At 74.4% G+C, this 25,699-nt stretch carries 26 protein-coding genes; 6 read left to right on the top strand and 20 right to left on the bottom strand.

Features of this window, described 5'->3' with window-relative positions:
• Positions 1–21: 21 nt before the first annotated feature.
• The gene (locus ACIBPB_RS20335; protein ID WP_396841105.1) at positions 22–600 is read left to right on the top strand and encodes a GNAT family N-acetyltransferase; all 579 of its coding nucleotides are present in this window, start codon (positions 22–24) and stop codon (positions 598–600) included.
• 52 nt (positions 601–652) lie between these two features.
• Positions 653–1,609, top strand: a complete 957-nt coding sequence (locus tag ACIBPB_RS20330) for a sigma-70 family RNA polymerase sigma factor (RefSeq protein WP_396841104.1) — start codon at positions 653–655, stop codon at positions 1,607–1,609.
• 191 nt (positions 1,610–1,800) lie between these two features.
• Here ACIBPB_RS20330 and ACIBPB_RS20325 read toward each other — a convergent pair whose 3' ends face one another.
• From ACIBPB_RS20325 to truB, 8 genes are all read right to left on the bottom strand, one after another.
• Complete coding sequence (locus ACIBPB_RS20325; RefSeq protein ID WP_396841103.1) at positions 1,801–2,268, bottom strand: GNAT family N-acetyltransferase; 468 nt, start codon at positions 2,266–2,268, stop codon at positions 1,801–1,803.
• Between the two features lie 57 nt (positions 2,269–2,325).
• Positions 2,326–3,252, bottom strand: a complete 927-nt coding sequence (locus tag ACIBPB_RS20320; RefSeq protein ID WP_396841102.1) for a helix-turn-helix domain-containing protein — start codon at positions 3,250–3,252, stop codon at positions 2,326–2,328.
• Between the two features lie 317 nt (positions 3,253–3,569).
• A complete protein-coding gene (gene dapB / locus ACIBPB_RS20315; protein WP_396841101.1) occupies positions 3,570–4,343 on the bottom strand; it encodes a 4-hydroxy-tetrahydrodipicolinate reductase in 774 nt (257 codons plus the stop codon).
• A gap of 421 nt (positions 4,344–4,764) precedes the next feature.
• The gene (locus ACIBPB_RS20310; protein ID WP_396841100.1) at positions 4,765–6,141 is read right to left on the bottom strand and encodes a M16 family metallopeptidase; all 1,377 of its coding nucleotides are present in this window, start codon (positions 6,139–6,141) and stop codon (positions 4,765–4,767) included.
• A gap of 176 nt (positions 6,142–6,317) precedes the next feature.
• Positions 6,318–8,696, bottom strand: a complete 2,379-nt coding sequence (locus tag ACIBPB_RS20305) for a polyribonucleotide nucleotidyltransferase (RefSeq protein WP_396841099.1) — start codon at positions 8,694–8,696, stop codon at positions 6,318–6,320.
• Positions 8,697–8,917: 221 nt separating this feature from the next.
• Positions 8,918–9,187 carry a 30S ribosomal protein S15 gene (gene rpsO / locus ACIBPB_RS20300; RefSeq protein WP_043962418.1) on the bottom strand — a complete coding sequence of 90 codons (270 nt, stop codon included), beginning with the start codon at positions 9,185–9,187 and terminating at the stop codon, positions 8,918–8,920.
• A gap of 195 nt (positions 9,188–9,382) precedes the next feature.
• A complete protein-coding gene (locus ACIBPB_RS20295; protein WP_396841098.1) occupies positions 9,383–10,309 on the bottom strand; it encodes a bifunctional riboflavin kinase/FAD synthetase in 927 nt (308 codons plus the stop codon).
• A gap of 37 nt (positions 10,310–10,346) precedes the next feature.
• The gene (gene truB / locus ACIBPB_RS20290) at positions 10,347–11,189 is read right to left on the bottom strand and encodes a tRNA pseudouridine(55) synthase TruB (RefSeq protein ID WP_396841272.1); all 843 of its coding nucleotides are present in this window, start codon (positions 11,187–11,189) and stop codon (positions 10,347–10,349) included.
• 201 nt (positions 11,190–11,390) lie between these two features.
• Between truB and ACIBPB_RS20285 the strand changes: the two genes are divergently transcribed.
• Together ACIBPB_RS20285 and ACIBPB_RS20280 are read left to right on the top strand one after the other, a co-directional pair.
• Positions 11,391–11,690, top strand: a complete 300-nt coding sequence (locus ACIBPB_RS20285; RefSeq protein WP_396841097.1) for a hypothetical protein — start codon at positions 11,391–11,393, stop codon at positions 11,688–11,690.
• A 74-nt stretch (positions 11,691–11,764) separates the two neighbouring features.
• The gene (locus ACIBPB_RS20280) at positions 11,765–12,784 is read left to right on the top strand and encodes a hypothetical protein (RefSeq protein ID WP_396841096.1); all 1,020 of its coding nucleotides are present in this window, start codon (positions 11,765–11,767) and stop codon (positions 12,782–12,784) included.
• Positions 12,785–12,830: 46 nt separating this feature from the next.
• Here the strand turns inward: ACIBPB_RS20280 and ACIBPB_RS20275 are convergent, their stop codons facing one another.
• The 12 genes from ACIBPB_RS20275 to rimP all read right to left on the bottom strand — a co-directional run bounded on the left by ACIBPB_RS20275 (position 12,831) and on the right by rimP (position 24,484).
• A complete protein-coding gene (locus ACIBPB_RS20275; protein WP_396841095.1) occupies positions 12,831–14,156 on the bottom strand; it encodes an MATE family efflux transporter in 1,326 nt (441 codons plus the stop codon).
• Positions 14,157–14,255: 99 nt separating this feature from the next.
• Entirely contained in the window at positions 14,256–14,768 is a 513-nt protein-coding gene (locus tag ACIBPB_RS20270) for an adenylate kinase (RefSeq protein WP_396841094.1), read from the bottom strand.
• Between the two features lie 545 nt (positions 14,769–15,313).
• Positions 15,314–15,523 (bottom strand): DUF6186 family protein, encoded by a 210-nt coding sequence (locus ACIBPB_RS20265; protein ID WP_357315120.1) that lies wholly within the window; start codon positions 15,521–15,523, stop codon positions 15,314–15,316.
• Entirely contained in the window at positions 15,523–15,930 is a 408-nt protein-coding gene (locus ACIBPB_RS20260) for a hypothetical protein (protein ID WP_357314993.1), read from the bottom strand. The genes ACIBPB_RS20265 and ACIBPB_RS20260 overlap by 1 nt, the downstream gene beginning before the upstream one ends.
• A 65-nt stretch (positions 15,931–15,995) precedes the next feature.
• Positions 15,996–17,042, bottom strand: a complete 1,047-nt coding sequence (locus ACIBPB_RS20255; RefSeq protein WP_396841093.1) for a bifunctional oligoribonuclease/PAP phosphatase NrnA — start codon at positions 17,040–17,042, stop codon at positions 15,996–15,998.
• Complete coding sequence (gene rbfA, locus ACIBPB_RS20250) at positions 17,039–17,539, bottom strand: 30S ribosome-binding factor RbfA (protein WP_396841271.1); 501 nt, start codon at positions 17,537–17,539, stop codon at positions 17,039–17,041. Before rbfA ends, ACIBPB_RS20255 begins: the two co-directional genes overlap by 4 nt.
• A gap of 269 nt (positions 17,540–17,808) precedes the next feature.
• Positions 17,809–18,102, bottom strand: coding sequence for a DUF503 domain-containing protein (locus ACIBPB_RS20245; protein ID WP_396841092.1), 294 nt, complete (start codon positions 18,100–18,102; stop codon positions 17,809–17,811).
• A gap of 55 nt (positions 18,103–18,157) precedes the next feature.
• A complete protein-coding gene (locus ACIBPB_RS20240; protein ID WP_396841091.1) occupies positions 18,158–19,225 on the bottom strand; it encodes a TRM11 family SAM-dependent methyltransferase in 1,068 nt (355 codons plus the stop codon).
• Between the two features lie 78 nt (positions 19,226–19,303).
• Positions 19,304–22,315 carry a translation initiation factor IF-2 gene (infB, locus tag ACIBPB_RS20235; protein ID WP_396841090.1) on the bottom strand — a complete coding sequence of 1,004 codons (3,012 nt, stop codon included), beginning with the start codon at positions 22,313–22,315 and terminating at the stop codon, positions 19,304–19,306.
• 93 nt (positions 22,316–22,408) lie between these two features.
• Entirely contained in the window at positions 22,409–22,744 is a 336-nt protein-coding gene (locus tag ACIBPB_RS20230; protein WP_357315006.1) for a YlxR family protein, read from the bottom strand.
• Between the two features lie 16 nt (positions 22,745–22,760).
• Complete coding sequence (nusA, locus tag ACIBPB_RS20225) at positions 22,761–23,804, bottom strand: transcription termination factor NusA (protein ID WP_046568849.1); 1,044 nt, start codon at positions 23,802–23,804, stop codon at positions 22,761–22,763.
• On the bottom strand, positions 23,801–24,484 hold the full coding sequence (gene rimP / locus ACIBPB_RS20220) for a ribosome maturation factor RimP (RefSeq protein ID WP_396841089.1): 684 nt from the start codon (positions 24,482–24,484) through the stop codon (positions 23,801–23,803). The genes nusA and rimP overlap by 4 nt, the downstream gene beginning before the upstream one ends.
• 205 nt (positions 24,485–24,689) lie before the next feature.
• Here rimP and ACIBPB_RS20215 point away from each other — a divergent pair, with 205 nt between their 5' ends.
• Both ACIBPB_RS20215 and ACIBPB_RS20210 read left to right on the top strand, forming a co-directional pair.
• Positions 24,690–25,199, top strand: a complete 510-nt coding sequence (locus ACIBPB_RS20215) for a hypothetical protein (RefSeq protein ID WP_396841088.1) — start codon at positions 24,690–24,692, stop codon at positions 25,197–25,199.
• Entirely contained in the window at positions 25,196–25,648 is a 453-nt protein-coding gene (locus tag ACIBPB_RS20210; protein WP_396841087.1) for a ferritin-like domain-containing protein, read from the top strand. Before ACIBPB_RS20215 ends, ACIBPB_RS20210 begins: the two co-directional genes overlap by 4 nt.
• Positions 25,649–25,699 lie beyond the last annotated feature (51 nt).

Genomic DNA, 25,699 nt, shown 5'->3' with positions numbered 1-25,699 from the left:
CCCTGCGTAGGCTCACGTGCCATGGCTGCAGGCTACGTCCGCCCCGCGCGTCCGGAGGACGCCGCCGAGATCGCACGCATCCAGCTCGCGACCTGGCGGGTCGCGTACCGCCGGATCCTGCCCCGGCACGTGCTCGACAACCTGGACGAGGCGTACCTGGCGCGGCGGTGGAGCGCGGCGGTGCAGGAGCCGCCCTCGGGCGCGCACCGGGTGCTGGTCGCCGTCGAACAGGCCGAGCAATCCTATCTGGTGGGGTTCGCCGCGTCCGGTCCGGCCGATGCCGAGGCGCTGGCGCCGGGCGAGCCGGCCGAGGCGCTCGGCGAGGGCGTGGCCGCCGTGACCGACCTGCTGGTCGAGCCGCGCTGGGGGCGACGCGGGCACGGCAGCCGGCTGCTCGCCGCGGCCGTCGACCACTGGCGCGCCGACGGCCTCAGCCGCGCGGTGGCCTGGGTCTTCGACGCCGACGCGGCGACCCGGAAATTCCTCACCTCCACCGGCTGGGAGCCCGACGGCGCGGCCCGCGCGCTGGACGTCGACGACATGCTCGTCCCCCAGCTCCGCCTGCACGTCGCCGTCCCCGCCACGCCGGACGCCCCCTGAGGTACCCGCCCCGCGCGCGCCGGTTGTCAGCCGGTGCGCCTACGGTGGGGCGATGAGCACCACGGCGACGGCGAACCCCACCGACCTGGAGGCGTTCCGGGTCGAGCTGACCGGCTACGCGTACCGGATGCTCGGCTCGGTCTTCGACGCCGAGGACGCGGTGCAGGAGACCCTGCTGCGGGCCTGGCGCGGGTGGGACGGTTTCGACGGCCGGTCCAGCCTGCGCACCTGGCTCTACCGGATCACCACGAACATCTGCGTCGACCTGCTGCGCGGGCGCGCCCGGCGGGCCCTGCCGGTCGACCTGGGCGCCCCGTCGCCACCGGTGGTCGAGTCGCTCGGCGCGCCGGCCGGTGACTGGCTGGAGCCGGTGCCGGACGGCGCGGTGCTGCCGGCCGACCCGGCCGAGCTGGCGGTGGCCCGGGAGTCGGTGCGGCTGGCGTTCGTGGCCGCGCTCCAGCACCTGCCGGCCCGGCAGCGGGCCGTGCTGATCCTGCGGGACGTGCTGCGCTGGCGGGCCGACGAGGTGGCCGAGCTGCTCGACACGAGCGTGCCGGCGGTCAACAGCGCCCTCCAGCGGGCCCGGGCCACGCTGGCCGGGGCCCGGATCGCGCCGGCCGCCGGCCCGGGGCTCGACCCGACCGACCGCGACCTGCTCGACCGGTACGTGGACACCTTCACCCGGTACGACATCGACGCGCTGGTGGCGCTCCTGCGGGCGGACGCCGTGCAGAGCATGCCGCCGTACGCGATGTGGCTGCGCGGGGCCACGGAGATCGGCCGCTGGCTGTCCGGTCCGGGCGCCGAGTGCCGGGGGTCGCGGCTGGTGCCGATCGCCGCGAACGGTGGGCCGGCCTTCGCCCAGTACCGGGTCGATCCGGCCGGCGGCCACGCGGCCTTCTCGATCCAGGTGCTCGAGCTTTCCGGCGGCCGGATCGCCGGGCTCCACCACTTCCTCCTGCCCGACCTCTTCCCCCGCTTCGGCCTGCCGCTGCGGCTGGACGGGTGAGCCACCGATGAGTTTCGCCGGCCTGTCTCGTCCATCTCTCGTACGCCACCGCGCCGCCGGTGGTCCCGGCACGGGGCAGGACCATCGGCGGCACCGGTGCGACCAGGCCGCCCTACCGGCCAGCGCGGCCTTCCGGTCAGCTCGGCCTTTCGCGGTCAGGCCCAGCCTTCACGTCGGGGCTGGCCTTCGGGTCAGCTCGGGCTGAGTTCGGCGACCACCTCGTCGTCCTCCATCGCGCCGGTCGGCTGGAAGCCGAGGGAGCGGTAGAGGGCGGCGGCCGCGAGGTTTTCCGGGTGGTAGCTGAGGCGTACCGGGTGGCCCTGCGCGGCCAGCCACTCCGCGAGGGTGCGTACGGCGGCCCGACCCACCCCGTGGCCCTGCTCGGCACCGTCGATCACCATGCCGCCGATCCAGCGGGACTCGTCGTCGTCCACGCCCCACATCAGGTGCCCGACCACGGTGTCGTCCGCGTACACGGCGAGCGAGGTCCACACCGGCGAGCGCAGGGTGAGCAGGAGGTAGCGGGCGGCCAGCGCGGGCACCCAGGAACGCTGTTCGTCGCGGGGCGCGACGTCCGCCACGGCCCGCCAGTTCTCGTCGTCGACGGGTCGTAGCGTCACCCGACGGCCGACGCGGTCGGCCAGCCCTGAATCGATCATGCGGGTGAGCCTAGGTGTGGCCCGCCTCGTACGACGACCGGGTTTCCGGCGGCCGACTCAGCCCGCTGCCGCGGCGTCCAGGAAGGGCCGCGGGTCGCCCGCCCCGAGGTCGGTGATCCCCGCGCTGCCCAGGGCCCCGACGGCGAGGGTACGCCGGACGGCGGCGAAGGTGATCACGTGCCCGATCGTGCCGCCCAGGGTGTGCGTGGTCGGCGGCGTGCAGGTGGTGTCCACGAACGTGTCGGCCAGGGTCCCCTCGGCCAACGTCCGGGCCACGAAGGCGCGCCAGTCCCGGCCGGCGGCCGCGTGCCGGGCGGCCAGCCCGCGCACCGACTGGTCGCTCTCGTCCGGCCAGTCGCCGCCACGCAGCGCCGACAGCCAGTGCTCCTCCTGGGTGACCATGGCGTTGATCAGGGAACGCAGCGTCGGCCGGTCGTCGATGGTCTCCACCGACACGGTGATGGGCCGGTCGAGCACCTCATCGTTGAGCGTGCCGGCCCGCTCGATGATCGCGGTGAGGGTGTCGACGTGGTGGTCGACCAGGTGCTGGAGGACGTTCATCGCAGTCTCCTGACGGGTAGCCGGCAGCCGCAGGCCACCGGGCGGTTGAAAGTGGACGCCGCTGGGGCAGGACAGCTCCAGCTCGCGGAAGGTGACCGGTGGACGCCGCCGGACGGCGGTCGGTGCCACCCCGTACGCCCGCTGGAACGCGCGGGTGAACGCCTCGTGCGAGCCGTACCCGGCCTCCACGGCGATGTCGAGGACGGTCCGGTCGCTGGTGGTGAGGCGGTGCGCCGCGCGCTCCAGCAGCAGCCGCCGCCGCAGGGCGCCGGGAGGCTCCCCGGTGGCGGCGGCGACCAACCGGTCAAAATGGAACCGGGACAGGTGGGCCCGGGCCGCGACCTCGCCCGGCCCGGCGGTCGGGTCGTCGAGCGCGACCTGGATCGAGTCGAGGATTCTGGTGAGCCCATCCGGCGAGGTCATGCTGACAGCCTGCACCGGCCGACCCGCGCCCCGCTTGATCGCCGTTGCGGACCTGCCGGCCGCCACCGGTCCACCGCCGGCACGGCCGATCACCCGGGTTCCTCCGCCCGGCACCGGTCCCCGCCGGGACGGCCGATCACCCGGCGCGGCGCGTCCGCCGCCAGCCGGACCCGCCACATGGGGCGTCCCGCCGATCGTCCGGCGTCCCTCCGCCGCAGGCCGGACCCGGAACGCCGACCGTCACCGGTGCCCGCCGTCCTGCGGCCGCGAACGGCTGCGCGTCATTCGGCGTCCGTCGTCCGCCGGGCGGCCGGCCGTCAGTCGAGCAGGGCGTCCAGGCCGACCGTCAAGCCCGGCCGGCGGCGCACCTCACGCACGGCCAGCAGCACCCCGGGCATGAACGAGGCCCGGTCCAGCGAATCGTGCCGGATGGTCAGCGTCTCGCCGGTGGTGCCGAAGAGCACCTCCTGGTGGGCGACCAGGCCGGCGGCCCGGACCGCGTGCACGCGTACCCCGTCGATGTCGGCGCCGCGGGCGCCGGGCACCTCGTCCTTGGTGGCGTCGGGGGTGGGGCCGAGACCGGCCTCGGCGCGGGCCCGCGCGATCAGGCGGGCGGTGTGGGTGGCGGTGCCGCTCGGCGCGTCCAGCTTGCGCGGGTGGTGCTGCTCGATGATCTCGACCGACTCGAAGTGCCGGGCCGCCTTCGCGGCGAACTGCATCATCAGCACCGCACCGATGCCGAAGTTCGGGGCGATGACCACGCCCACCTCGGGCCTGCCCGCGAGCCAGCCGCGTACCTGGTCCAGCCGCTGCTCGGTGAAGCCGGTGGTGCCGACCACCGCGCTGATCCCCTGATCGATGCACCAGCGCAGGTTGTCCATCACCACGTCGGGGGTGGTGAAGTCGACGACCACCTCGGCGCCGGCGTCGCCCACGACGACCAGGTCGTCCCCCTGGTCGATCGTCGCGACCAGGTCCAGGTCGGAGGCCCCGTCGACCGCCTTGCAGACCTCCATGCCCATCCGGCCTCGGGCGCCCAGCACGCCGACCCGGATCGGCTCGGCCCGGTCCTTCTCCTGCTCGTCAGTCACGGGGCACAACCTATCCCAATCGGACGTCGCCTCCCTGGCAGACCGAGACCGTCCCACCACCCGACCACTCCCCACGAGACGCCGCCTCCCCGACCGGCCGGACCTCGCCTCCGGCACTCCCCGTCGAGACGTCGGGCTGCGGCAAAACGGGCCTTCGCCCGATCATGATCGACTCGGGTTGCGGCAAAACGGGCCTTCCCGGGCCTGGGAAGCCCCAGCTTGCCGCAATCCGTTACCCGGCCGACGGCCGGGGCGGCCGGGCCACGGGCAGGCCAAGCGCCAAGCGGCGGGCGGCGGGCGGCGGGCGGCGGGGGCAGACGGCCACGGCCCGGCAGGGCAGCCCGACGGGGCGGCCCGACGGGGCAGCCGGGCGGGGCAGCCCGACGGGGCGGTCGCGCGGAGCGACGCAAGGCGGGGTGGGTCAGCTGAGGAAGGCGGCCTCGTCGAAGGGGCCGACGACGGCGAGGGACATCGGCCGGGTGAGCAGCTCGGCGGCGAGGACGTTCACGTCCGCCAGGGTCACCGCGTCGACCCGGGCGAGCAGCTCGTCCACCGGCATCAGGTCGCCGTAGAGCAGTTCGCCCTTGGCGAGCCGGCTCATCCGCGAGCCGGTGTCCTCGAGGCCGAGGACGAAGGAGCCCTTGCTCATCCCCTTGCCCCGGGCCAGCTCCTCCTCAGTGATCCCGTGCTCCGCCACCTTGGCCAGCTCCGCGCGGGTCAACTGGAGCACCTCGTCCACCTTGCCCGGCGCGCAGCCGGCGTAGACGGCGAACAGGCCGCTGTCGGCGTACTGGCTGGCGTAGGAGTAGACCGAGTAGGCCAGCCCGCGCTGCTCGCGGATCTCCTGGAACAGCCGGCTGGACATGCCGCCACCGAGGACGTTGTTGAGTACACCGAGGGCGAACCGCCGCTCGTCGGCCCGGTCGATGCCGGGGCAGCCGAGGATGACGTGCGCCTGCTCGGTCTCCTTCGGCTCGACCAGCGTGGTGACCGGCTTGGTGCGTACCGCCGGGTCGGCCGGCCGGCGCGGCGCCGGCGCCGCCGGATCGGTGTCCAGGGGGGTGCCGCGCAGCGCCTGGCGGACCAGCCGGACCACGGCGCCGTGGTCGAGGTTGCCGGCGGCGGCCACCACGATCTGCGGCGGGGTGTAGCGGCGGCGGTAGAAGCTCTGGATCTGCCCCCGGGTCATCGGGGTGACCGTCTCCTCGGTGCCGGAGATGAGCCGGCCGAGCGGGTGATCGCCGTAGACGGCACGGGCGAAGAGGTCGTGCACCTCGTCGCCGGGCTCGTCGTCGTGCATGGCGATCTCTTCGAGGATGACCCCGCGCTCGGTCTCCACGTCGGTGGGCTCCAGCACCGAGTCGGCGACCAGGTCGCACATGACGTCGATGGCCAGCGGCAGGTCCTCGTCCAGCACGCGGGCGTAGTAGCAGGTGTATTCCTTCGTGGTGAAGGCGTTGGTCTCGCCGCCGACCGCCTCGATCTCCGCCGAGATGTCCAGCGCGGTGCGCTTGCTGGTGCCCTTGAAGAGCAGGTGCTCCAGGAAGTGCGCGGCCCCGGCCTGCGGCCCGGTCTCGTCACGGGAACCGACGGCGACCCAGATGCCGAACGACACGCTGCGCATCGCCGGGATGGCCTCGGTGAGGACGCGCAGCCCGCTGGGCAGGACGGTACGGCGCACGGTGCCGCCGAGTGGGTCCTCGCTGAGCGTACGGGTGACCGCCCGGGCCACCCGGCCGCCCGGCGGCGCCACCCCCGGTCGAGCCGTCGGGGAAGACGAACGCCGGGTCCGACTCACGAGAACCTGCTCCCAGTTTCAACGAGGGGTGGATGGTGCGGTGGTGCCGCTCGGGGCGCCACGCGAGGCCGACAACTCCAGCTCGGCCATGGCCGCGCGCCGGCTCGAAGCTGTGCCGCTGGAGCCGTGAACCGGCCCGGGGGACGCCGTCGGCGTCCTCCGGGCCGGACGGTGGATCAGCTGTGCCGGGTCCGGCGACGCGGGCGGGACTCGCCGCCGCCCTCGCCGCCGCCCTCGCCCCGCTCGGGGCTCCGGCCGCCGCGCTCCCGGTCACCCCGGTCGCCGCGGTCACCCCGGTCCCGCGGAGCACGGTCGCCGCGGTCCCGGCCGGCCGGACGCTCGCCACCGGCGGCCTCCTCGGCGGCCGGCGCCTCGGCGCCCTCCGGGCGGACCTTGTCCAGGTAGATCTTGCCGCGGGCGTCGATGTCGGCGATCTCGACCTCGACCTTGTCGCCGACGTTGAGGAAGTCCTCGACCTTCTCGACCCGCTTGCCGTCGCCCACCTTGGAGATGTGCAGCAGGCCGTCGCGGCCCGGGAGCAGCGAGATGAAGGCGCCGAACGCGGCGGTCTTCACCACGGTGCCCAGGAACCGGTCGCCCATCTTCGGCAGGGTCGGGTTGGCGATCGCGTTGATCCGCTCGACCGCGGCCTGGGCGGACGGGCCGTTGGTCGCGCCGACGTAGATGGTGCCGTCGTCCTCGATGGAGATCTCGGCGCCGGTCTCGTCCTGGATGGCGTTGATGGTCTGGCCCTTCGGGCCGATCACCATGCCGATCTTGTCGACCGGGATCTTCACGGTGGTGACCCGCGGCGCGTAGTCGGACATCTCGGCCGGGGCCTCGATGGCCCGCTGCATCACGTCGAGGATGGTCTGCCGGGCCTCGTTCGCCTGCTGCAGCGCGGCGGCCAGCACGTCGGACGGGATGCCGTCGAGCTTGGTGTCGAGCTGCAGCGCGGTGACGAAGTCCCGGGTACCGGCGACCTTGAAGTCCATGTCGCCGAACGCGTCCTCGGCGCCGAGGATGTCGGTCAGCGTCACGTACCGGGTCTTGCCCTCCACCTCGTCGGAGATGAGGCCCATGGCGATGCCCGCGACCGGCGCCTTCAGCGGCACACCGGCCGAGAGCAGGCCCAGCGTGGAGGCGCAGACCGAGCCCATCGAGGTGGACCCGTTGGAGCCGAGCGCCTCGGAGACCTGCCGGATGGCGTAGGGGAACTCCTCGCGCGACGGCAGCACCGGGATCAGCGCCCGCTCGGCCAGCGCGCCGTGGCCGATCTCGCGCCGCTTCGGCGAGCCGACCCGGCCGGTCTCACCGGTCGAGTACGGCGGGAAGTTGTAGTTGTGCATGTAGCGCTTGCGGTTCTCCGGGGAGAGGGTGTCCACCATCTGCTCCATGCGCAGCATGTTCAGCGTGGTGACGCCCAGGATCTGGGTCTCGCCCCGCTCGAACAGCGCCGAGCCGTGCACCCGCGGCAGCACGCCGACCTCGGCGGTCAGCGGACGGATGTCGCGCGGGCCGCGGCCGTCGATGCGGACCTGCTCGCGCAGCACCCGGTTGCGCACCTCGGACTTGGTCAGCGAGCGGAAGGCGGCGGAGAGCTCCTTCTCGCGGCCCTCGAACCGCGGGCCGAGCTCCTCGGCGACCTTGGCCTTGACCCGGTCGAGGGCCTCCTCGCGGTCCGCCTTGCCGGCGATCTTGAGGGCCTCGGCGACCTCGGCGCGGGCCAGCTCGGCCACCGCCTCGTACGCGTCGTCCTGGTAGTCCAGGAAGACCGGGAACTCGGTGACCGGCTTGGCGGCCACCTCGGCCAGCTCGCTCTGCGCGCGGCACAGCTCGCGGATCGCCGGCTTGGCGGCCTCCAGGCCGCTGGCCACGATCTCCTCGGTCGGAGCGGTGGCGCCGGCCGCGATCAGGGCCACGGCGTGCGGCGTCGCCTCGGCCTCGACCATCATGATCGCGACGTCACCGTCAGCCAGCGCCCGGCCGGCCACGACCATGTCGAAGGTGGCTCGCGCCAGCTCCTCCAGGGTCGGGAAGGCAACCCACTGGCCGTCGACGTGCGCGACCCGGGTCGCCCCGATCGGGCCGGAGAACGGCAGGCCGGAGAGCTTGGTGGACATCGAGGCGGCGTTGATCGCCACCACGTCGTACGGGTGCAGCGGGTCGAGCGCCAGCACGGTCTCGACGACCTGGACCTCGTTGCGCAGGCCCTTGACGAAGGACGGGCGCAGCGGCCGGTCGATCAGCCGGCAGGTGAGGATGGCGTCCTCGCTGGGGCGACCCTCGCGGCGGAAGAACGAGCCGGGGATCCGGCCCGCGGCGTACATCCGCTCCTCGACGTCCACGGTCAGCGGGAAGAAGTCGAACGACTCGCGCGGCTGCTTGCCGGCGGTGGTGGCGGAGAGGACGACCGTCTCGCCCAGCTGGGCGATGACGGAGCCGGCGGCCTGACGGGCCAGCCGGCCGGTGGAGAAGGTGATCTCGCGGGTGCCGAAGGCCCCGTTGTCGATCACGGCGGTGCGGGATTCGGTGCCGAGGTTGGTCTCGGTCATGTTCGGTGGTGCTCCTTCGCGTCGTCGGCCACGACACGGGGAACTGCTCAGACGGCCGGTCTTCGATCGAAGCGCCCGGGTGGCCGGCACGATGCCGGGATTCCCGGGGGCCACTACCGGAGACCGGTGCGCTGACCGGTTCCCTCTCGGGTTGTCGCGCGGCCGGTTTCTTCTGTGGTACCGGAACGGGGGAGCGGCCGAGCGGCCACTCCCCCGTCACGTCATCGGCGCAGACCGAGCCGCTCGATGAGCGACCGGTAGCGGTTGATGTCCTTCTTCTGGACGTAGTTGAGCAGCCGACGGCGACGGCCGACCAGCAGCAGCAGCCCGCGGCGGCTGTGGTGGTCGTGCTTGTGCACCTTCAGGTGCTCGGTGAGCTCGGCGATCCGCTTGGTGAGGACCGCGACCTGCACCTCCGGCGAACCGGTGTCGCCCTCGGCGGTCGCGTACTCCGCACGGATCTTGGCCTTGGCTTCCTGGTCGAGCGCCATGTTCTCCCTGTTTCGTGGAACGTTCGATGGGGTCCGTCGGATCGGTCTGAGTGACCGGGCAACGGACCGGTTCCTCGCACCCGCGGCGTCGTGCAGGCACGCGAGGCCCCACGTCGGTCAGCCGACGTCCCTGCCAGACTACCAGCCCGGCCGGGAACCACCCGGTGAAGGGCGGCGCGGCGGCCCGGGTCTGCGTCAGCCGGCCGCGCGCCGGGTCCGCTCCACGTCCTCGGCGATCTGGGCCACCAAGGGCTCGATCGCGTCGTACGTCCGTTGTTCGCGCAGGTGCGCCACGAAGTCCAGGGCGAGCCGTTCGCCGTACAGGTCGCCGGTGAAGTCCAGCGCGTACGCCTCCACCCGCCGCTCCCGGCCGGAGAAGGTCGGGTTGGTGCCGATGGAGACCGCCGCGGCCAGCGGCTCGCCACCCCGGCGCACCAGCCGGGCCGCGTACACGCCGTCGGCGGGGACCGCCGCGTACCGGTGGGCCAGCAGGTTGGCGGTGGGGTAGCCCAGCTCGCGCCCGCGCTGGTCGCCACGGACCACCACGCCCTCCACCCGGTGCGGCCGGCCGAGCGCGGCGGCCGCCGCGGCCACGTCGCCCGCGTCGACGCAGGAGCGGATGTACGTGGAGGAGAAGACGGTGCCCGCCTCGGCGACCAGCGGGGCGCCTTCGACCCCGAAGCCGAAGGTGCGGCCCAGCCGCTCCAGCAGGGCCACGTCGCCGGCGGCCCGGTGCCCGAAGCGGAAGTTGTCCCCGACCACCACCAGCGCGGCGTGCAGGTGCTCGACGAGGATGTCGTGCACGAACGCCTCGGCCGGCAGCCGGGAGAACTCGGCGGTGAACGGCACCACGCAGAGCACGTCGGCCCCGAGCGCCTCGATCAGCTCCGCCTTGCGCGCCGGTTCGGTGAGCACCGCCGGGTGCGAGCCGGGCCGGACCACCTCGGCCGGGTGCGGGTCGAAGGTGACCACCACCGACTTGACGCCCAGTTCCCGGGCCCGGGCCACGGCGTGGCCGATGGTGGCCTGGTGGCCCTTGTGCACCCCGTCGAAGACGCCGATGGTGACCACCGAGCGACCCCAGCCGCCGGGTGCCGCCTCGTACCCCCGCCACCGCTGCATTCCCGCTCCTCCCCTGCTCGACTGTGCCCCGCCGCCGTCAGGCCGGGGCCAGCACGATCTCCGCGCGGGCCCGGCCGTCCCGCTCGCTGACGATAGCGATCAACCCGCCCTCCGGGCCGAAGACCGCGTACGGGCCGGCGATGCCGGCCGGGTCCAGCGGCCCGCCGTGGGAGAGCACCTTCGCCTCGACCACGGTGGCGTCCCGGCGCGGGAAGAACCGGTCGGCGGCGGCGTCGAGCGGCAGGTTGACCACCTCGGGCGCGCGCTGCTCCAGCGCGTCCAGGGTGGCCGCCTCGGCCAGCGTGAAGCCGCCGACCGCGGTGCGGCGCAGCGCGGTCAGGTGGCCGCCGACCCGCAGCGCCAGGCCCGCGTCCCGCGCGATGGCCCGGATGTACGTCCCGGACGAGCAGGTCACGTCGACGTCGACGTCGACCACGTCCGGGGCGTCCCGGCGGATGGCCAGCACCTCGAGGCGGGAGACGGTCACCCGGCGCGCGGGCAGGTCGACGCTCTCCCCGTCGCGGACCCGCTGGTACGCCCGCTGCCCGTTGATTTTGATGGCGCTCACCGCGCTCGGCACCTGGTCGATCTCGCCGGTGAGCGCGGCGAGCGCGGCCCGGATCGCCTCGTCGGTGACCCCGGCGGTCGAGGTGGCCGCGATCACGTCGCCCTCGGCGTCGTCGGTGACGGTGGCCTGCCCCAGCCGGATCGTGGCGGTGTAGCTCTTGCCGGCGCCGATCACGTAGGTGAGCAGCCGGGTGGCCCGGCCCACGCCGATCACCAGCACCCCGGTGGCCATCGGGTCGAGCGTGCCGCCGTGCCCCACCCGCCGGGTCCGGGCCAGCCGGCGGATCCGGGCCACCACATCGTGCGACGTCATGCCGCCGGGCTTGTCGACCACGATCAGTCCGTCAGTGCTCACGCCCGCCAAGCCTGCCAGACCCGGCCGGCCACGCCCCCGCCGGTGCCGGGGCGGACCGTTCGCGGGTGGATCGTCCCGCTTCGCCGGTCGGGGCAGCGGGCGACCCGGGTCGATGCCACGATCCGTGCGCTCCGCCCGCACGCGCCTCTGGGAGTCCGGTTGACCAGCCCACCTCCGTCGCACCAGCACCGCCCCCGGGTCGATCTGCCCGACTGGATGCGCAATCCCGAGCCGCCCCGGCGCACGACCGGCCGCCGCCTCTCTGAACTGGTCGACGGGGTGCCGGCGCTGCATGCGGCGCGCCGCCGGCTCTGGGCCTGGCGGGACCGGACGCGGTTCAGCGAGCGGCGCCCGGTGCTCTCCGCGATCGTGTCCTTCGTCCTCGTCGCGGTGGTGGCCACCTGCCTGGTGGTCGGCACCATGTACCTCTTCCACCAGATCACGCAGCGGCAGCTCTGAAAACGGGGGCGGCGGGGCGGCGGCCGCCCGCGTGCGGATCACCCGCCCCCTCGTGCGTCTGACCAGGAACAACGATGACTCAGGAACAGCCCACCGCAGAGCCGGCGCGCCGGCTCGACCAGCTCTTCACCGACAACGAGCCGGTGCAAATCCCCGACTGGATGCGCAACCCGGCCCAGGAGCACGAGCTGACCCGCGCCGAGCGGCTCCGCCTCGGCTGGGCGCGGCACAGCGGAAAGCTGCTCGGCCTCGCGAGTGGGCTGCTGGTGGTCGCGTTGCTGGCGGTGTTCGGCACCGCCGGCCAGCGGTTCGTGGACCGGGTCCACCGCGGCGAGGTGGCCCTGCCGAGCCGCTCGGCCACCCCACCCCGGCCGGTCGACGCCAACGGCAACACCCTGGGGGTGTTCATCGGCACCCCGGCCGAGAACTTCGCCGAGGGCGAGGCCGCCGTCGTCCTGCCGGCCGCCCGGGCCACCGGACCGTTCACCGCGAGGCAGGTCGCCAACGCGCTGGCCAGCGTCCGGAAAGCGCTGATCGAGGGCCGGCTGCACCGCACCACCTTCTACGGCGACCCGGCCCAGTTCCTCGGCACGCTCGCCCCCGACGCGCGCGCCGGGGTCAGGGAGGACCTGGCCCGGGGCCGCAATCTCGGCTACGCCACCCGGATCTCCACCGACGCCGAGCCGGACTGGGTGCCCGAGGACGGCATCCGCGGCCGGGGCATCATCGAGTACGCCGCCGACACCACCGAGGGCGGGATCCGGGTGCTCACCGTCACCACCCGGTTCGTCTGGGTCTACTCGTTCGACCTGTTCCAGGCCCAGCAGTACCCGCCGGGAGCCGAGCTGGTGACCGTGCGGGACCAGGTGACCTGGCAGTTCCCGCACCCCGACGACGTGCGGCCGTCGTCCCGTGGGCTCTGGATCGCCGACGCCGAGGTGGCCGTCGCCGGTGCTCCCTGCGCCGCGATCACCAAGGGCTATGTCGCGCTGGAGTACGACCCCACCGCGCGGTACCGGGCCCGGCCGCGTCCGGAGTCGACCGCCGACATCTACGACCCGGGCTGGCGGCCAGACGACGCCGTCGACTGCTGAGTTGGCCCCCCGCGTCTCGTCCCGCCCAGCGGCGACGGCACGCCGATCAGCGGACCGCGCCGACCACCGCCCAGCCGCCGGAGCGCAGCCGCAGCAGCAGGGCGACCAGCCGGAGCACCACGAACAGCAGCAGCCCGGCCCAGATCCCGCCGAGGCCCAGGTCGAGCCCGTAGGCCAGCCAGATCGCCGGCAGGAAACCGCCGAACGCCGCCACGATGGTGAGGTTGCGCAGGTAGCGGACGTCCCCGGCGCCGATCAGCACCCCGTCGAGGGCGAAGACCACCCCGCCGATCGGTTGCAGCGCCACGAACCAGGGCCAGGCGACCATGGCCTGCTCGCGTACCTGGGGGTCGGCGCTGAACCAGGACGGGACCAGGCCGGCGCCGGCGGCGATGAGCACCGCGAACGCCACGCCGCAGGCCCCGCCGACCAGCGCGATCCGCCGGGCCAGCGCGCGGGCGCCGGCCGCGTCGCCGGCACCGAGCGCGGCGCCGACCAGCGACTGCGCCGCGATGGCGAGGGCGTCCAGCACCAGGGCGGTGAAGAACCACAGCTGTACGGCGATCTGGTGCGCGCCGACCGCGGCGGCGCCGAACCGGGCCGCGACCGCGGTGGCGGAGAGGAAGCTGGCCTGGAAGGCGACGCCCCGGACGAGCAGGTCCCGGCTGAGCACGAGCTGCTGACGGATCAGCCGGGGCCGGGGCCGCAGGGAGATCCGTTCGCGGACCAGCGCCGCCGCGAACAGCGCGCCGGAGAGGGTCTGGGCCGCGGCGTTCGCCACCGCCGAGCCGGCCAGCCCCAGCCCGGCCGGGTAGACCAGCAACGGGCAGAGCAGCGCCGAGAGCAGGTTGGGGGCGAGCACGAACAGCAGCGGGCGCCGGGTGTCCTGGATGCCGCGCAGCCAGCCGTTGCCGGCGGCGGCGAGCAGCAGCCCGGGCGCGCCCAGCGCCGCGATCCGCAGCCAGGTCGCGGCCTGCTCGGCCACCTCTCCTGAGCCGCCGACCAGGGTACGCGCCAGCACGCCCCCGCCGAGTTGGACGGCGAGCGCCACCAGCACCCCGACGGTCAGCGCGAGCCAGGACGCCTGGACTCCCTCGGCCACCGCGGCACCCCGGTCGCCGGAGCCGAACCGGCGGGCCGACCGCCCGGTGGTGCCGTACGCGACGACGGTGCCCAGCCAGGCGGCCAGCGTCATCACCGTGCCGCCGACGGCGAGCGCGGCGAGCGGGACGCGGCCCAGGTGCCCCACGACGGCGGTGTCCACCAGGACATAGAGCGGCTCGGCGGCGAGCACCACGAGGGCGGGCAGGGCGAGCCCGGCGATGCGCCGCGCCGAGACGACCGGCGGGGCGGGGGTGAGGGTCTGGCTCATCACGGCCGATCCTGGCATGCCTCCCGTAAGGCCCGCAACCCTCCCGCATCACTTACCATCCCGCCCTCCTCCCCCGCCCCTCGCTGAGCGGCGGGAGGGCTAGGAGGTGGGCAGGGTGGCGAGCCAGGTGCGGGTATGGGCGGAGGTGCGGAGGTGGACCACCGGCAGGTCGGGGGCGAGCGTACGGGCGGCGGCCTCGACCCGGGGGCGGGAGCGGCGCGGGTAGTGCCAGACGTAGCGGAGGAACGCCGCGTCGATCTGCTCCGGGCAGCCGGGCGGCAGGTCCGGTCGGGGCGTGCCCCGGTGGGTCCAGCGGCGGCGGAGCACCCGGGCGAGGCAGCGCAACCGGGGCGTGTCGCAGAGCACCAGCAGGTCGGCGCGGGGCAGGCGGAGATCGAGGGTGGCGGCGTAGTTGCCGTCCATCACCCAGGCCGGGCGGGCGGCGAGCGCGCCGACCTCGGCGCGGAACTCGGCGTCCGGGGCGGCGATCCAGCCCGGCCGCCAGTAGTGCCGGTCCAGGTGGACGAGGGGGAGGTCGAGCCGGCGGGCGACCTCGCGGGCCAGGGTGCTCTTGCCGGCGCCCGCGCTGCCGACGATCAGGATGCGGCGCACCGGCCGACGGTAGCGCCCCGGAGGCGGCGAACCGGAGACCGACCGGTCGGCACGACACCGCCGACGATCAGGATGCGGCGCCCCGGCCGAGGCGGTGGCGCCCGGGCGCGGCGAAGAGCAGACCGTGCGGTCGGCGCGGCGGTGACGTCGGCTGACCCGACGTCACCGCCGGCGGGCCGACGTCACTGACGGGTGTCCATCGAGGTCTGCAGGGCGCGGCGCATCTGCTCCCGTGCCTCGTCGGTGGTGGTCTCGGTCTGCGGCTTGCGCTTGGTCGCCACGGGATCTTCCCTTCCAGGGTGCGGACCGCCGACGGCGGCGGCCCTTCGGGCGGTTCGGAGCGCCCGGGAGCGGTCCGGGATCACCGGAGCGGCTCGCCTGGCAGCGTGAGCCCGGGTCGGTCTGACCCTGGAGGGAGGCGGCACCTGGTGCGGAGCCACCGCCCCTGACCAGCGCCGCAAGGCGCCGGTCCCGCACCCAAGTTAACGTTCATTTTCCACATGCTGCCCGCAGTTCCCGGAATGCGGACGCCCCGCGCGACCCGGTCAGCGGGCCAGGAAGTGCCAGCCCAGCCACCACCAGAAGCCGAACAGTCCGATCCGGCCCACCGGCACCGGGCCCACCTCGTAGCGCATCACGAACGCGCAGACCTCGCCGAGCGACGGGATCCGGGAGCCCTCCCGCCGGGCCGCCCATTCGATCACCGCGAGGAGCGCCAGCGCGGTGAGGAAACCCCCGATCGCCAGCAGCCGCATCATCGGCGCACCAGTCCCCAGAACGCGGAGAGCCAGGCGAACCAGGCCGCCGACCGGACCAGATGGTCCTCCAGCAGCGGGTCGGCCAGCCGGGAGAAGGTCGGGAACTCGTCACCCACCGAGAGCACGAAGGTGGCTCCCTCGAGGACCCCGAAGAGGGTGGCCGGCAGCAGCCACCAGACCGCGCCGCGGCCCAGGCGGCGCGGCGCCGGCCGGCGCGGCACCCGGTTGTTCAGGCCGATCCAGATCAGCGCGCCACCCGTGCCCAGCGTGTAGAGGTTGGCCTGGGCCGAGAAGGAGGGCAACTGGCCACCGACCAGGGACAGGCAGATCAGCACCGGTACGGAGACGACCGGACGGTCCCAGGCTCGGGGCGCCTCGACGGTGAGCTCTCGGGGATGATCCATCTACCGATTGTCCCCACGGTCACGAAGTGCGGGAAGACCGGCGCGCCCCGGAGCCGCCCCTGATCTCAGCCGGGCAGCAGCGCCCCGGCCAGCTCGCCCCGGATCCGGTCCACCACCTCGTCGACCGTGCCGCGCCCGGTGAAGCCAGCCGCGAACCGGTGCCCGCCACCGCCCAGCGCCACCGCCACCGCGCTGACGTCCACCGCGCCCTTGCTGCGCAGCGAGACCGCCCACTCGGCGGTGTCGACCTGCTTGACCACGCAGCTCACGTCCGCCTCGGCCGTGCACCGGACCGAGTCGATCAGCGCCTCCAGCACGTACGCCGGCTGGTCGTGGCGGGCCAGGTCCGCGCGGGTGGCGTACGTCCAGACGAGCCCGCGCCCGGCGGCGGCCGCCGGCTCCAGGCGGGCCCGCAGCAGCACCTCGCCGAAGAGCCGGACCGCGCCGAACGGGCGGGTGTCGAAGATCCGCCGGGAGATGTCGCCGGGCCGGATGCCGGTGGCCAGCAACCGGGCCGCCAGCCGGTGCACGGCCGGGGTGGTGGCTTCGAAGCGGAACGAGCCGGTGTCCGTGCTCAGCGCCACGTAGAAGCAGGTCGCGATCTCCGCGTCCAGCGGCACCCCGAGCCGGTCCAGCAGTTCCTGCGCCACCACCGAGGTGGCCGCGGCGTGCGGGTCGACCAGGTGGATGCCGCCGAACCGGGTGTTCGAGGCGTGGTGGTCCAGCACCAGGGCCGTCCCGGCCTTGTCCAGCCGGTCGGCCAGGTCACCCAGCCGGTACTCGCTCGCCACGTCGAAGCAGATCACCAGGTCCGGCTCCGGGTACGCGTCGTCCTGCGGGACCAGCAGCTCCAGCCCGGGCAGCCAGCGGAACGGCTCGGGCAGCACCGGCGGCCCGGGGAAGGTCGCCCGCAGCTGCCGGACGCCGAGCCGGCGCAGGCCCAGCCCGAAGCCGAGCATGGTGCCCAGCGCGTCGCCGTCCGGGTTCACGTGGCAGATCAGCTGCACCCGCGCGTCGGCGGGCAGCCCGCGTACGGCCGCGAGGGCGGCCGCCCAGTCGGTGTCGGTCGGGCCGGCGCCGGCCGGCGTGCCGCCCTCGGCGGAATCGTTCACGGGCGGTCGCCGCCGCGCGCCTCGTCCTCGGCCGTGGTCTCGGCGTCCGCGTCGGTCTCGCCCTCGGCGTCCTCGTCCTCGTCCTCCAGCCGGTACGGCTGCGCCTCGCCCGCGTACTGCGCCCTGGCGGCCAGCCGCTGCACCTCGGCGTCGGCGTTACGCGCCGCCGCCAGCAGGTCGTCGATGTGCTTGACCTGGTCCTGCACGTCGTCCAGGACGAAGGTCAGGGTCGGCGAGTGGCGCAGGCCGAGCGCCTTGCCGACCGTGCTGCGCAGCAGGCCCTTGGCGCTCTCCAGCGCGGCGGCGGTGCTGGACTGGGCCGCCGCGTCGCCGAGCACCGTGTAGAACACGGTGGCGTCGCGCAGATCGGCGGTGATCCGGGCATCGGTGATGGTGATCATCCCGAGCCGGGGGTCCTTGATCTGGCTCCGCACCACCGACGCGACCAGTTCACGGATGCGCTCCGCGTGCCGGCGTACCTTGGCCGGATCCGTCATCTCCCCCACCTCCAGGGTCACCCTGCTCCTTACGACGGCTCCAGCTCGGCGCGTCTGACGACGCGCCGCGACCTGGAGCCGCCCAACATCTCGCACACTACCCGCGCGCCCGCGGCCCCCGCGCCGGGCCGCCGGGCCGGCGCCGGGCCCCGGTGGACCCGCGGTACGTCCCAGGTCCTGGGCCGCGCGCAGCGGCGTCAACGCCGGCAGGTCCGCCGCGACGGTCACCCGCGCCGGGTGCCGGACCGGCCGGTCGCGGCGCCGAGGCTTCAGTCGTCCGCGCCGTGCAGGCGGCGGCGCACCGACAGCAGTTCGGTTTCGGGGCGGGCGGCGACCAGCCGCTCGCAGGAGTCGAGCACCTCGCGGACGTGCGCGGCCTCGGCGGCCACCACGGCCACCCCGATCTCGGCCCGGCCGTGCAGGTCGAGCGCACCCACCTCGGCCGCGGACACCTCGAAACGGCGCAGCGCGGCGACGATCGGCCGGACGTACGACCGCTTGGTCTTCAGGGACCGGGAGTCCCCCGGCAGCAACAGATCGAATTGCGCGGTTCCCGTGTACACGGCGAGCAACGGTACGGCAGCGCGGCCGCGGGGTCACCCGGTTTCGGTACGGCCGTCAGGCCTGCCGCGCCGGAGTCTCCGCGGGCGCGACCGCCACCAGGACGTCCCGCTCGATCGCCTGGTCCACCCGGTGCGCCAGGTCGAGGTAGCCGGGCCCGCTCACCACCCGCAGGCCGGCGTCGGTCAGCACCGCCTCGGCCGCCGCCCGGGGCGCCACGTGGGTGTTCCAGGACAGTCCCAGCGCGCCGCCCGGGCGGAGCAGGTCCCGCCAGACCGGCACCGCGGCCCGGAGCAGCTCCAGCGGGCTGCGGGACAGCCCCTGATCGGTGCGGCTGCCGTGCGCCACCCCGTACGGGGTGTCGGTCACCAGCACGTCGGCGCAGCGCGCGCGCAGCACGTCCCGGGCCCGGACGGTGTCGGTGTGCAGCACGGTGACCCGCTGGGTGGCCCTGGCCCGGTGCTCGTCCCGGGAGGGCGCGAGGACCGCCTCGAACCGCCGGGCGACCAGCCGCCGGTCCCGCCGCACCGGCACCGTCTCCGCGGTGTGCTTGAGCCGCTTGCGCCGCAGCCAGGTACGCAGGAAGGCGGCGTACGCGTCGACGTCCTTGCCGTCGTGCTCGACCCCGATGCCGTCGTAGCCGTACATCAGCGCCTGGTTGAGCGTGGTGCCCCGACCGCAGAGCGGGTCGAGGACCACCAGCTGCCGGTCCAGCATGGCTCCCGCCGAGGTGGAGGCGAGCAGGGTGGCGTTGAGCAGCAACCGGGTGAACTGCTCGTTGGTCTTGCCGGCGTACTTGGGAATGGTGATCAGGTCGGCGTCATACCGGGCCAGCGGGTGCAGCGGCACCGGGCGGAGCAGGTCCTCGCCCACCCGCTCGAACAGCGCGTACGCCGCCGACAGGTTCGCCAGGTAGGCCAGGTCCCGGGCGCCGAGGCCCGGCCCGGGCGCGGCGAAGGTCAGGTACTCCACCCCGCCGATCCGCTCCACCGCGCCGTCCACCGGGACGACGTCGAGCACCCCCGAGCGGGCGAAGATCTCCAGCTCGGCCCGGGTCAGCCGGGCGGCCGCGTCGGCGTAGACGCGGTTGGCGGACGGGGCGAGCAGCAGCGCGTACCTGAGCACGCGGAAATTGTCGCAGCCTGCGCAAACGGTGACGGCCGGGGCCCGAAGGCCCCGGCCGTCACCGGTCGTTCATACCGCTCAGGCGCGCGGCTTCTCCCGCATCTCGAAGGTCTCGATGATGTCGCCGACCTGGACGTTGTTGAAACCGCCCAGCGTCAGACCACACTCGAAGCCCTCGCGGACCTCGGTCGCGTCGTCCTTGAACCGCTTGAGGGAGCTGATCGTGAGGTTGTCCGCCACGACCGCCCCGTCCCGCAGCAGCCGCGCCTTGGCGTTGCGGCGGATGAGGCCGGACCGGACGATACAGCCGGAGATGTTGCCGATCTTGGACGAGCGGAAGACGTCGCGGATCTCCGCGGTGCCCAGCTCGACCTCCTCGTACTCCGGCTTGAGCAGCCCCTTGAGCGCGGCGTCGATCTCCTCGATGGCCTGGTAGATGACCGTGTAGTACCGGATCTCCACGCCCTCGCGGTCGGCGATCTCGCGGACCTTGTTGGCGGCCCGCACGTTGAAGCCGATGATCGTGACCGCCTCGGACGAGGCGCTCGCGAGCATGACGTCGCTCTCGGTGATCGCACCCACGCCCCGGTGGATGATCCGAAGCTGGACCTCCTCCGGGATGTCGAGGTTGAACAGCGCGTCCTCGAGGGCCTCCACGGAACCGGAGACGTCGCCCTTGAGCACCAGGTTGAGCGAGGTCTTCTCGCCCTCCTTGAGCTGCTCCATGAGCGTCTCGAGGGTGGCCCGGCCGCGGGAGTTGGCGAACGAGGCCGCCCGCCGCCGCGCCTGCCGCTGCTCGGCGATCTGCCGCACGGTCCGGTCGTCCTCGGCGGCCAGGAAGGTGTCACCCGCACCCGGCACCGTGGTCAGACCCAACACCATGACCGGACGCGCCGGCCCGGCCGTGTCGACCGGCTTGCCGTTCTCGTCCAGCATGGCCCGGACCCGGCCGTGCGCCCCACCGGCGACGATCGAGTCGCCGGCCCGGAGGGTGCCCTTCTGCACCAGCACGGTCGCCACCGCACCGCGGCCCTTGTCCAGGTGCGCCTCGATGGCGACACCCTGCGCCGGCCCGTCGATCGGAGCGGTCAGCTCCAGCGACGCGTCGGCGGTCAGCAGCACGGCCTCGAGCAGTTCCTCGATGCCGATGCCGGGCTTGGCCGCCACGTTGACGAACATGGTGTCGCCGCCGTACTCCTCGGCGACCAGGCCGTACTCGGTCAGCTGCTGGCGGACCTTGTCGGGGTTCGCCTCCGGCTTGTCGATCTTGTTGACCGCGACCACGATCGGCACGTCCGCCGCCTTGGCGTGGTTGAGCGCCTCGATGGTCTGCGGCATCACACCGTCGTCGGCCGCCACCACCAGGATCACGATGTCCGTGACCTGGGCACCACGGGCACGCATGGCGGTGAACGCCTCGTGACCCGGGGTGTCGATGAAGGTCACCGCGCGGTCCTCGCCGTCGTGCGGGACGTGGACCTGGTACGCGCCGATGTGCTGGGTGATGCCACCCGCCTCGCCGGCCACCACGTTCGCCTTGCGGATCGCGTCGAGCAGCTTGGTCTTACCGTGGTCGACGTGACCCATGACGGTCACCACCGGCGCACGACTGACCAGGCGGTCGGCCGCGACCTCGGCGTCGAGGTCGATGTTGAACTGCGCGAGCAGCTCACGGTCCTCGTCCTCCGGGCTGACGATCTGCACGTCGAAGCCGAGGTGCTCACCCAGCAGCAGCAGGGTGTCGTCGGAGCAGGACTGGGTCGCGGTCACCATCTCGCCCAGGTTGAACATCTCCTGGACCAGCGAACCCGGGTTGGCGTTGATCTTGTCGGCGAAGTCCGACAGCGAGGCGCCACGGGAGAGCCGGACGACCTGACCCTGCCCGCGGGGCGCGCCCGAGGACATGGTCGGGGCCGACAGGTTGTCGAACTCCTGTCTGCGCTGCTTCTTGGACTTACGGCCACGGGTCGGCCGGCCACCCGGACGCCCGAAGGCACCCGCGGCGCCGCCGCCACGGCCACGACCGCCACCGCCCGGACGGCCACCGCCGCCGGCCGGGGCACCCGGGCGGAAACCGCCACCGGGAGCGCCACCGCCGCCACCGGGACCGCCGCGGTAACCACCGCCGCCGCCGCCACCGCCACCGGGACCACCGCGGAAACCACCGCCGCCGCCACCGCCACCGGGACCGCCGCGGAAACCACCGCCGCCGCCACCGGGACGGCCCGCGCCGCCACCGCCGGGTCCACCACGACCGCCACCGGGGCCGCCGGGGCGACCCGTGGTGGGACGCTGGCTCGGCATGGAAGCCGGGCTGGGCCGCGGCGGCATGGAGGCCGGGCTCGGCCGCGGCGGCATGCCCGCCGGGCTGGGCCGGGGACCACCCGCACCGGCGGCCGGCGGCCGCTGCTGCTGGCCGCCCTGGATACCGAACGGGTTGTTGCCGGCGCCGCGCGCCGGCGGACGACCGCCCGGACGGGCACCCGGACCCGGGGCCGGGCCACCCGGACGACCGGCGGCCGGAGTACCCGGACGCGGCGGCGCCGCGTTCGGACCCGGACGCGGACCCGGGCGGGGACCGCCCTCGGCCGGGGGCTCCCGGCGGACGTTCTCCCGCTGCTGCTGGCGGGCGGCCTGCGCGGCCTTGACCGCGGCCTCCTGCTCAGCCTTCAGCGCGGCGGCACGCGCCTCGGCGGCCGCCACCTCGATGTCGTGTGCGCTCGCCGGCTTGGCGACCGGAGTCGCCGGCTGCGGCGGGCCGGGGACCGGGCCCTTGGGCTTCGGTCCAGGGGTCGGCGCGGCCGGCCGCCGGGGCGGCATCGGCTTGGCCGAGACCCGGGGGGCGCCCGGGGTCGGGGACGGCGCCGAGGTCGGTGCCGGACTCGGGGCGGCCGCCGACGGGGCGGCCGGCGCCGAGGTGCCACCGGCGGACGCGACGAAAGCGCCACGCAGCCGTCGGGCGACGGGCGCCTCGACGGTGCTGGACGCGGACTTGACGAACTCGCCCATCTCCTTGAGCTTGGCGAGAACGGTCTTACTCTCGACCCCGAGCTCCTTGGCGAGCTCGTGTACGCGGGCCTTTCCTGCCACTGCACTCCTCACTCCGAGGTCGTGCGGGCAGTACCCGCAGCGACCTCACTCGTGCACTTGAAGCCTGGTCATTTCAGGGACTTCATCGTGTGCTCATGTCGGTCGTCCTACCCTGCTAGCGACCCTCGACCGGTCGGGTTGACCGGTCGTCGGGGTTTGCGCGTCAACGTGCTCCGCCAGCGCACCGTGGTCGAGGACCCCGGTGACCCGCAGTGCCCGCCCGAAGGCGCGGCGCCGCACCGCCTGCGCGAAGCAGGCCGGATCCGGATGCATGTTCGCTCCCCGACCCGGCAGTCTGCGGCCCGGATCGGGCCGGAGGCTGTAATGGTCAGCCTCGTCACCGATCGCGACGATCCGCAGCAACTCGCTGGCCGGCGCTCGCTTCCGGCAGCCCACACAGGTGCGCTCCGGTTGCGCGCGTCGTGCCACTGGAGGAAGTCTACCCCTAGCTGTTCGAGATCGCGCCGCCCGGCTCGGGTACGTGATCAGCTCCGCCCCGGCCGGCCGCGCCGGACTGCTCCGCATCGGAGCGGATGTCGATCCGCCAACCGGTCAACCGGGCCGCAAGCCGGGCGTTCTGCCCCTCCCGCCCGATCGCGAGCGAGAGCTGGAAGTCCGGCACGGTCACCCGCGCGGTCCGGCTGGCCAGATCGACCACCTCGACCCGCAGCGCCTTGGCCGGCGAGAGCGCGTTGCCGACGAAGGTGGCCGGGTCGTCCGACCAGTCGATGATGTCGATCTTCTCGCCGTGCAGCTCGCTCATCACCGCCCGCACCCGCTGGCCCATCGGGCCGATGCACGCGCCCTTGGCGTTCACCCCGGAGGCGGTCGAGCGCACCGCGATCTTCGTACGGTGACCTGCCTCACGGGCGATCGCACCGATCTCCACGGTGCCGTCGGCGATCTCCGGCACCTCGAGGGCGAAGAGCTTCTTCACCAGCGCGGGGTGCGAGCGGGACAACGTGATCTGCGGACCGCGCATTCCCTTTGCCACGTGCACCACGACGCAGCGGATCCGCTCGCCGTGCGCGTACCGCTCGCCGGGGACCTGCTCGGACTGCGGCAGCACGCCCTCCAGCTTGCCCAGGTCGACGCTGACGATGCCCTTCTCGGCCCGCGCCTCGTGCGCCTGCACCACGCCGGTGACCAGGTCGCCGTCGCGGCCCACGTACTCGCCGAAGTGCACCTCGTCGGTGGCCTCCCGCAGCCGCTGGAGGATCACCTGCTTCGCCGTCATGGCGGCGATCCGGCCGAAGTCGTGCGGGGTGTCGTCCCACTCCCGCACCACCGCGCCGTCGGCGTCCTGCTCCTGGGCGTACACCGAGGCGGCGCCGGTCTTGCGGTCGATCTCCACCCGGGCGTGCGGCTCGGCGCCCTCGGTGTGCCGGTAGGCGGTCAGCAACGCGGTCTCGATCGCCGCGAGGATCGTGTCGAACGGGATCTCCCGCTCGCGCTCCAGTGCGCGCAGCGCCGCGAGGTCGATGTTCACCTCTCCTCGTCCTCCACATCATCATCGTCGTCGTCGATGTCGTCAGTCTCGTCGAACTCGTCGTCCGCCGCCTCGTCGAGGCGGTGGAACTCCACCTGCACCCGGCCGGGCCCGAGCTCGGCGTACGGGTGCGTCACCCGGCCGGACTCCGTCTCCAGCACCACGTGCGCGTCGTCGGCCTCGGCCACCCGGCCGGTGAGCTGCCGGTCGCCGGTGGCCCGCCGCTCGGGCCCGACCGCCGCGCCGCGCACGGTCACCTTGACCAGCCGGCCGACGTTGCGCCGCCAGTGCCGGGGCAGGGTCAGCGGCCGGTCCACGCCGGGCGAGCTGACCTCGAGCTGGTACTCGCCGGCGACCAGGTCGCCGCCGGACTCCTCCGCAGCGTCCAGCGCGGCGGAGACGGCCCGGGACACGTCGGCGACGGCGTCCAGGTTGATCCCGCCGTCGGCGTCCACGATCACCCGGACCACGTGCCGGCGGCCAGCGCGGGAGACGGAGAGGTCCTCCAGGTCGTACCCGGCGGCGCTGACCACCGGCTCGATCACCTCGCGCAGCCGGGCCCGCCGGGCGGCCAGGTCGCCGCGGGGTGCGCCGGCCCGGTCCCCGGCCCGGGGGCCGTCGGACCGGCGGGGTCGCCCGGCGGGCCCCGTCGGTCTGGTGGCCCGGCCACGCTGCGTCATCTGGCGCACCTCTCTGCTGTTCCACGGGCCGCGGGCCCGCCAGGTCTGTTCTCCGGCGGGCCGGAAAGCCCGCCATGCCGGCACGCCACCGGGGCGGACGCGCCCGGTGGCTGCGCAGAGCGTAACGCGCGGCCGGGTCACCGGAGCCGGCGGCGCACCGACGCCACCGGCCCACGACCCGGCGCCGATGGTGTTGACTTGTCCGGTGGCGACGGGCAGGACGACACCGCAGGACGGTCTACCGGGGCATTCCCGGCGAAATCTGCTGCGCGGCGGTGCGCTGGTGGCGCTCGGCGCCGCCGTCGTACCGGTGACCGGCTGTGATCTTCTCGACCGCGGCGACGACGGCCCGCCCCCGCCGGACCCGCTGGAGCCGGTCGCGGCGGAGGCCGCCGCGCTCGAGGCCCGGTACCGGGCCGCGATCACCGCCGCCCCCGACCTGGCCGGGCGGCTCACCCCGATCGCCGACGCCCACCGGGCGCACGCCGACGAGCTGCGCCGGGTGATCGGCCGGCCGGCCCCGTCCGGCTCCCCCACGGTCGCCCCGGCCACCGCGGGCACCGATCCCGCCGCCCTGCTCAGCGCGCTCAGCGGGGCCGAACAGCAGGGCCGGAAGAACGCCGCGCGGGCCTGCGCGGCCGCGCCGGCCGACCGGGCCGCGCTGCTCGGCTCGATCGCCGCCGCCCGGGCGACCCACCTGGAGGCGCTGAAGTGACCGCGCGCACCGCGCCCGCCCCCGGGCCGGCCCAGGCCCTCGCCGACGCGCTCGCCGCCGAGTACGCGGCCATCTGGGCGTACGGCGTGATCGGCGTGCACCTCGCCGGCGCCCAGCGCACCGCCGCCCGGGCCGCCGAGGCGGCGCACCGGGCCCGGCGGGACACCCTCGTCGTCCAGTTGAGCGAGGCCGGCGGCCAACTCCCCGCCGACCGGGCCGGCTACGCGCTGCCCTACCCGGTGACGGACCGGGCGAGCGCGTTGCGGCTGGCCGTCGAGGTCGAGGAGCGGACCGCGGGGCACTGGCGGGCGGCGCTGCCGCACACCACCGGCGCGGACCGCAACCGGGCGCTCGCCGCGCTCACCGACTGCGCCCTGCGGGCCACCCGGTGGCGGCGGGCGGCGGGCATGACCCCGGTCACCGTCGCCTTCCCTGGCCGACCCGGCTGAGCGCGGCGCCGGTCACCCTGAGCGGGACTCCGGTTGCAGTCCGCATACCAG

The organism is Micromonospora sp. NPDC049836, assembly GCF_044465125.1.
Classification (GTDB): domain Bacteria; phylum Actinomycetota; class Actinomycetes; order Mycobacteriales; family Micromonosporaceae; genus Micromonospora.
This window is presented reverse-complemented; position numbering and strand designations above follow the sequence as displayed.

What these genes read in the sequence shown, in the direction of transcription:
- ACIBPB_RS20335 (WP_396841105.1), top strand. Translation starts at nt 22, where the DNA reads ATGGCTGCAGGCTACGTCCGCCCCGCGCGTCCGGAGGACGCCGCCGAG.
- ACIBPB_RS20330 (WP_396841104.1), top strand. Translation starts at nt 653, where the DNA reads ATGAGCACCACGGCGACGGCGAACCCCACCGACCTGGAGGCGTTCCGG.
- ACIBPB_RS20325 (WP_396841103.1), bottom strand. Translation starts at nt 2,268, where the DNA reads ATGATCGATTCAGGGCTGGCCGACCGCGTCGGCCGTCGGGTGACGCTA.
- ACIBPB_RS20320 (WP_396841102.1), bottom strand. Translation starts at nt 3,252, where the DNA reads ATGACCTCGCCGGATGGGCTCACCAGAATCCTCGACTCGATCCAGGTC.
- ACIBPB_RS20305 (WP_396841099.1), bottom strand. Translation starts at nt 8,696, where the DNA reads ATGACCGAGACCAACCTCGGCACCGAATCCCGCACCGCCGTGATCGAC.
- rpsO (WP_043962418.1), bottom strand. Translation starts at nt 9,187, where the DNA reads ATGGCGCTCGACCAGGAAGCCAAGGCCAAGATCCGTGCGGAGTACGCG.
- ACIBPB_RS20295 (WP_396841098.1), bottom strand. Translation starts at nt 10,309, where the DNA reads ATGCAGCGGTGGCGGGGGTACGAGGCGGCACCCGGCGGCTGGGGTCGC.
- truB (WP_396841272.1), bottom strand. Translation starts at nt 11,189, where the DNA reads ATGACGTCGCACGATGTGGTGGCCCGGATCCGCCGGCTGGCCCGGACC.
- ACIBPB_RS20280 (WP_396841096.1), top strand. Translation starts at nt 11,765, where the DNA reads ATGACTCAGGAACAGCCCACCGCAGAGCCGGCGCGCCGGCTCGACCAG.
- ACIBPB_RS20275 (WP_396841095.1), bottom strand. Translation starts at nt 14,156, where the DNA reads ATGAGCCAGACCCTCACCCCCGCCCCGCCGGTCGTCTCGGCGCGGCGC.
- ACIBPB_RS20265 (WP_357315120.1), bottom strand. Translation starts at nt 15,523, where the DNA reads ATGCGGCTGCTGGCGATCGGGGGTTTCCTCACCGCGCTGGCGCTCCTC.
- ACIBPB_RS20260 (WP_357314993.1), bottom strand. Translation starts at nt 15,930, where the DNA reads ATGGATCATCCCCGAGAGCTCACCGTCGAGGCGCCCCGAGCCTGGGAC.
- rbfA (WP_396841271.1), bottom strand. Translation starts at nt 17,539, where the DNA reads ATGACGGATCCGGCCAAGGTACGCCGGCACGCGGAGCGCATCCGTGAA.
- rimP (WP_396841089.1), bottom strand. Translation starts at nt 24,484, where the DNA reads ATGACGCAGCGTGGCCGGGCCACCAGACCGACGGGGCCCGCCGGGCGA.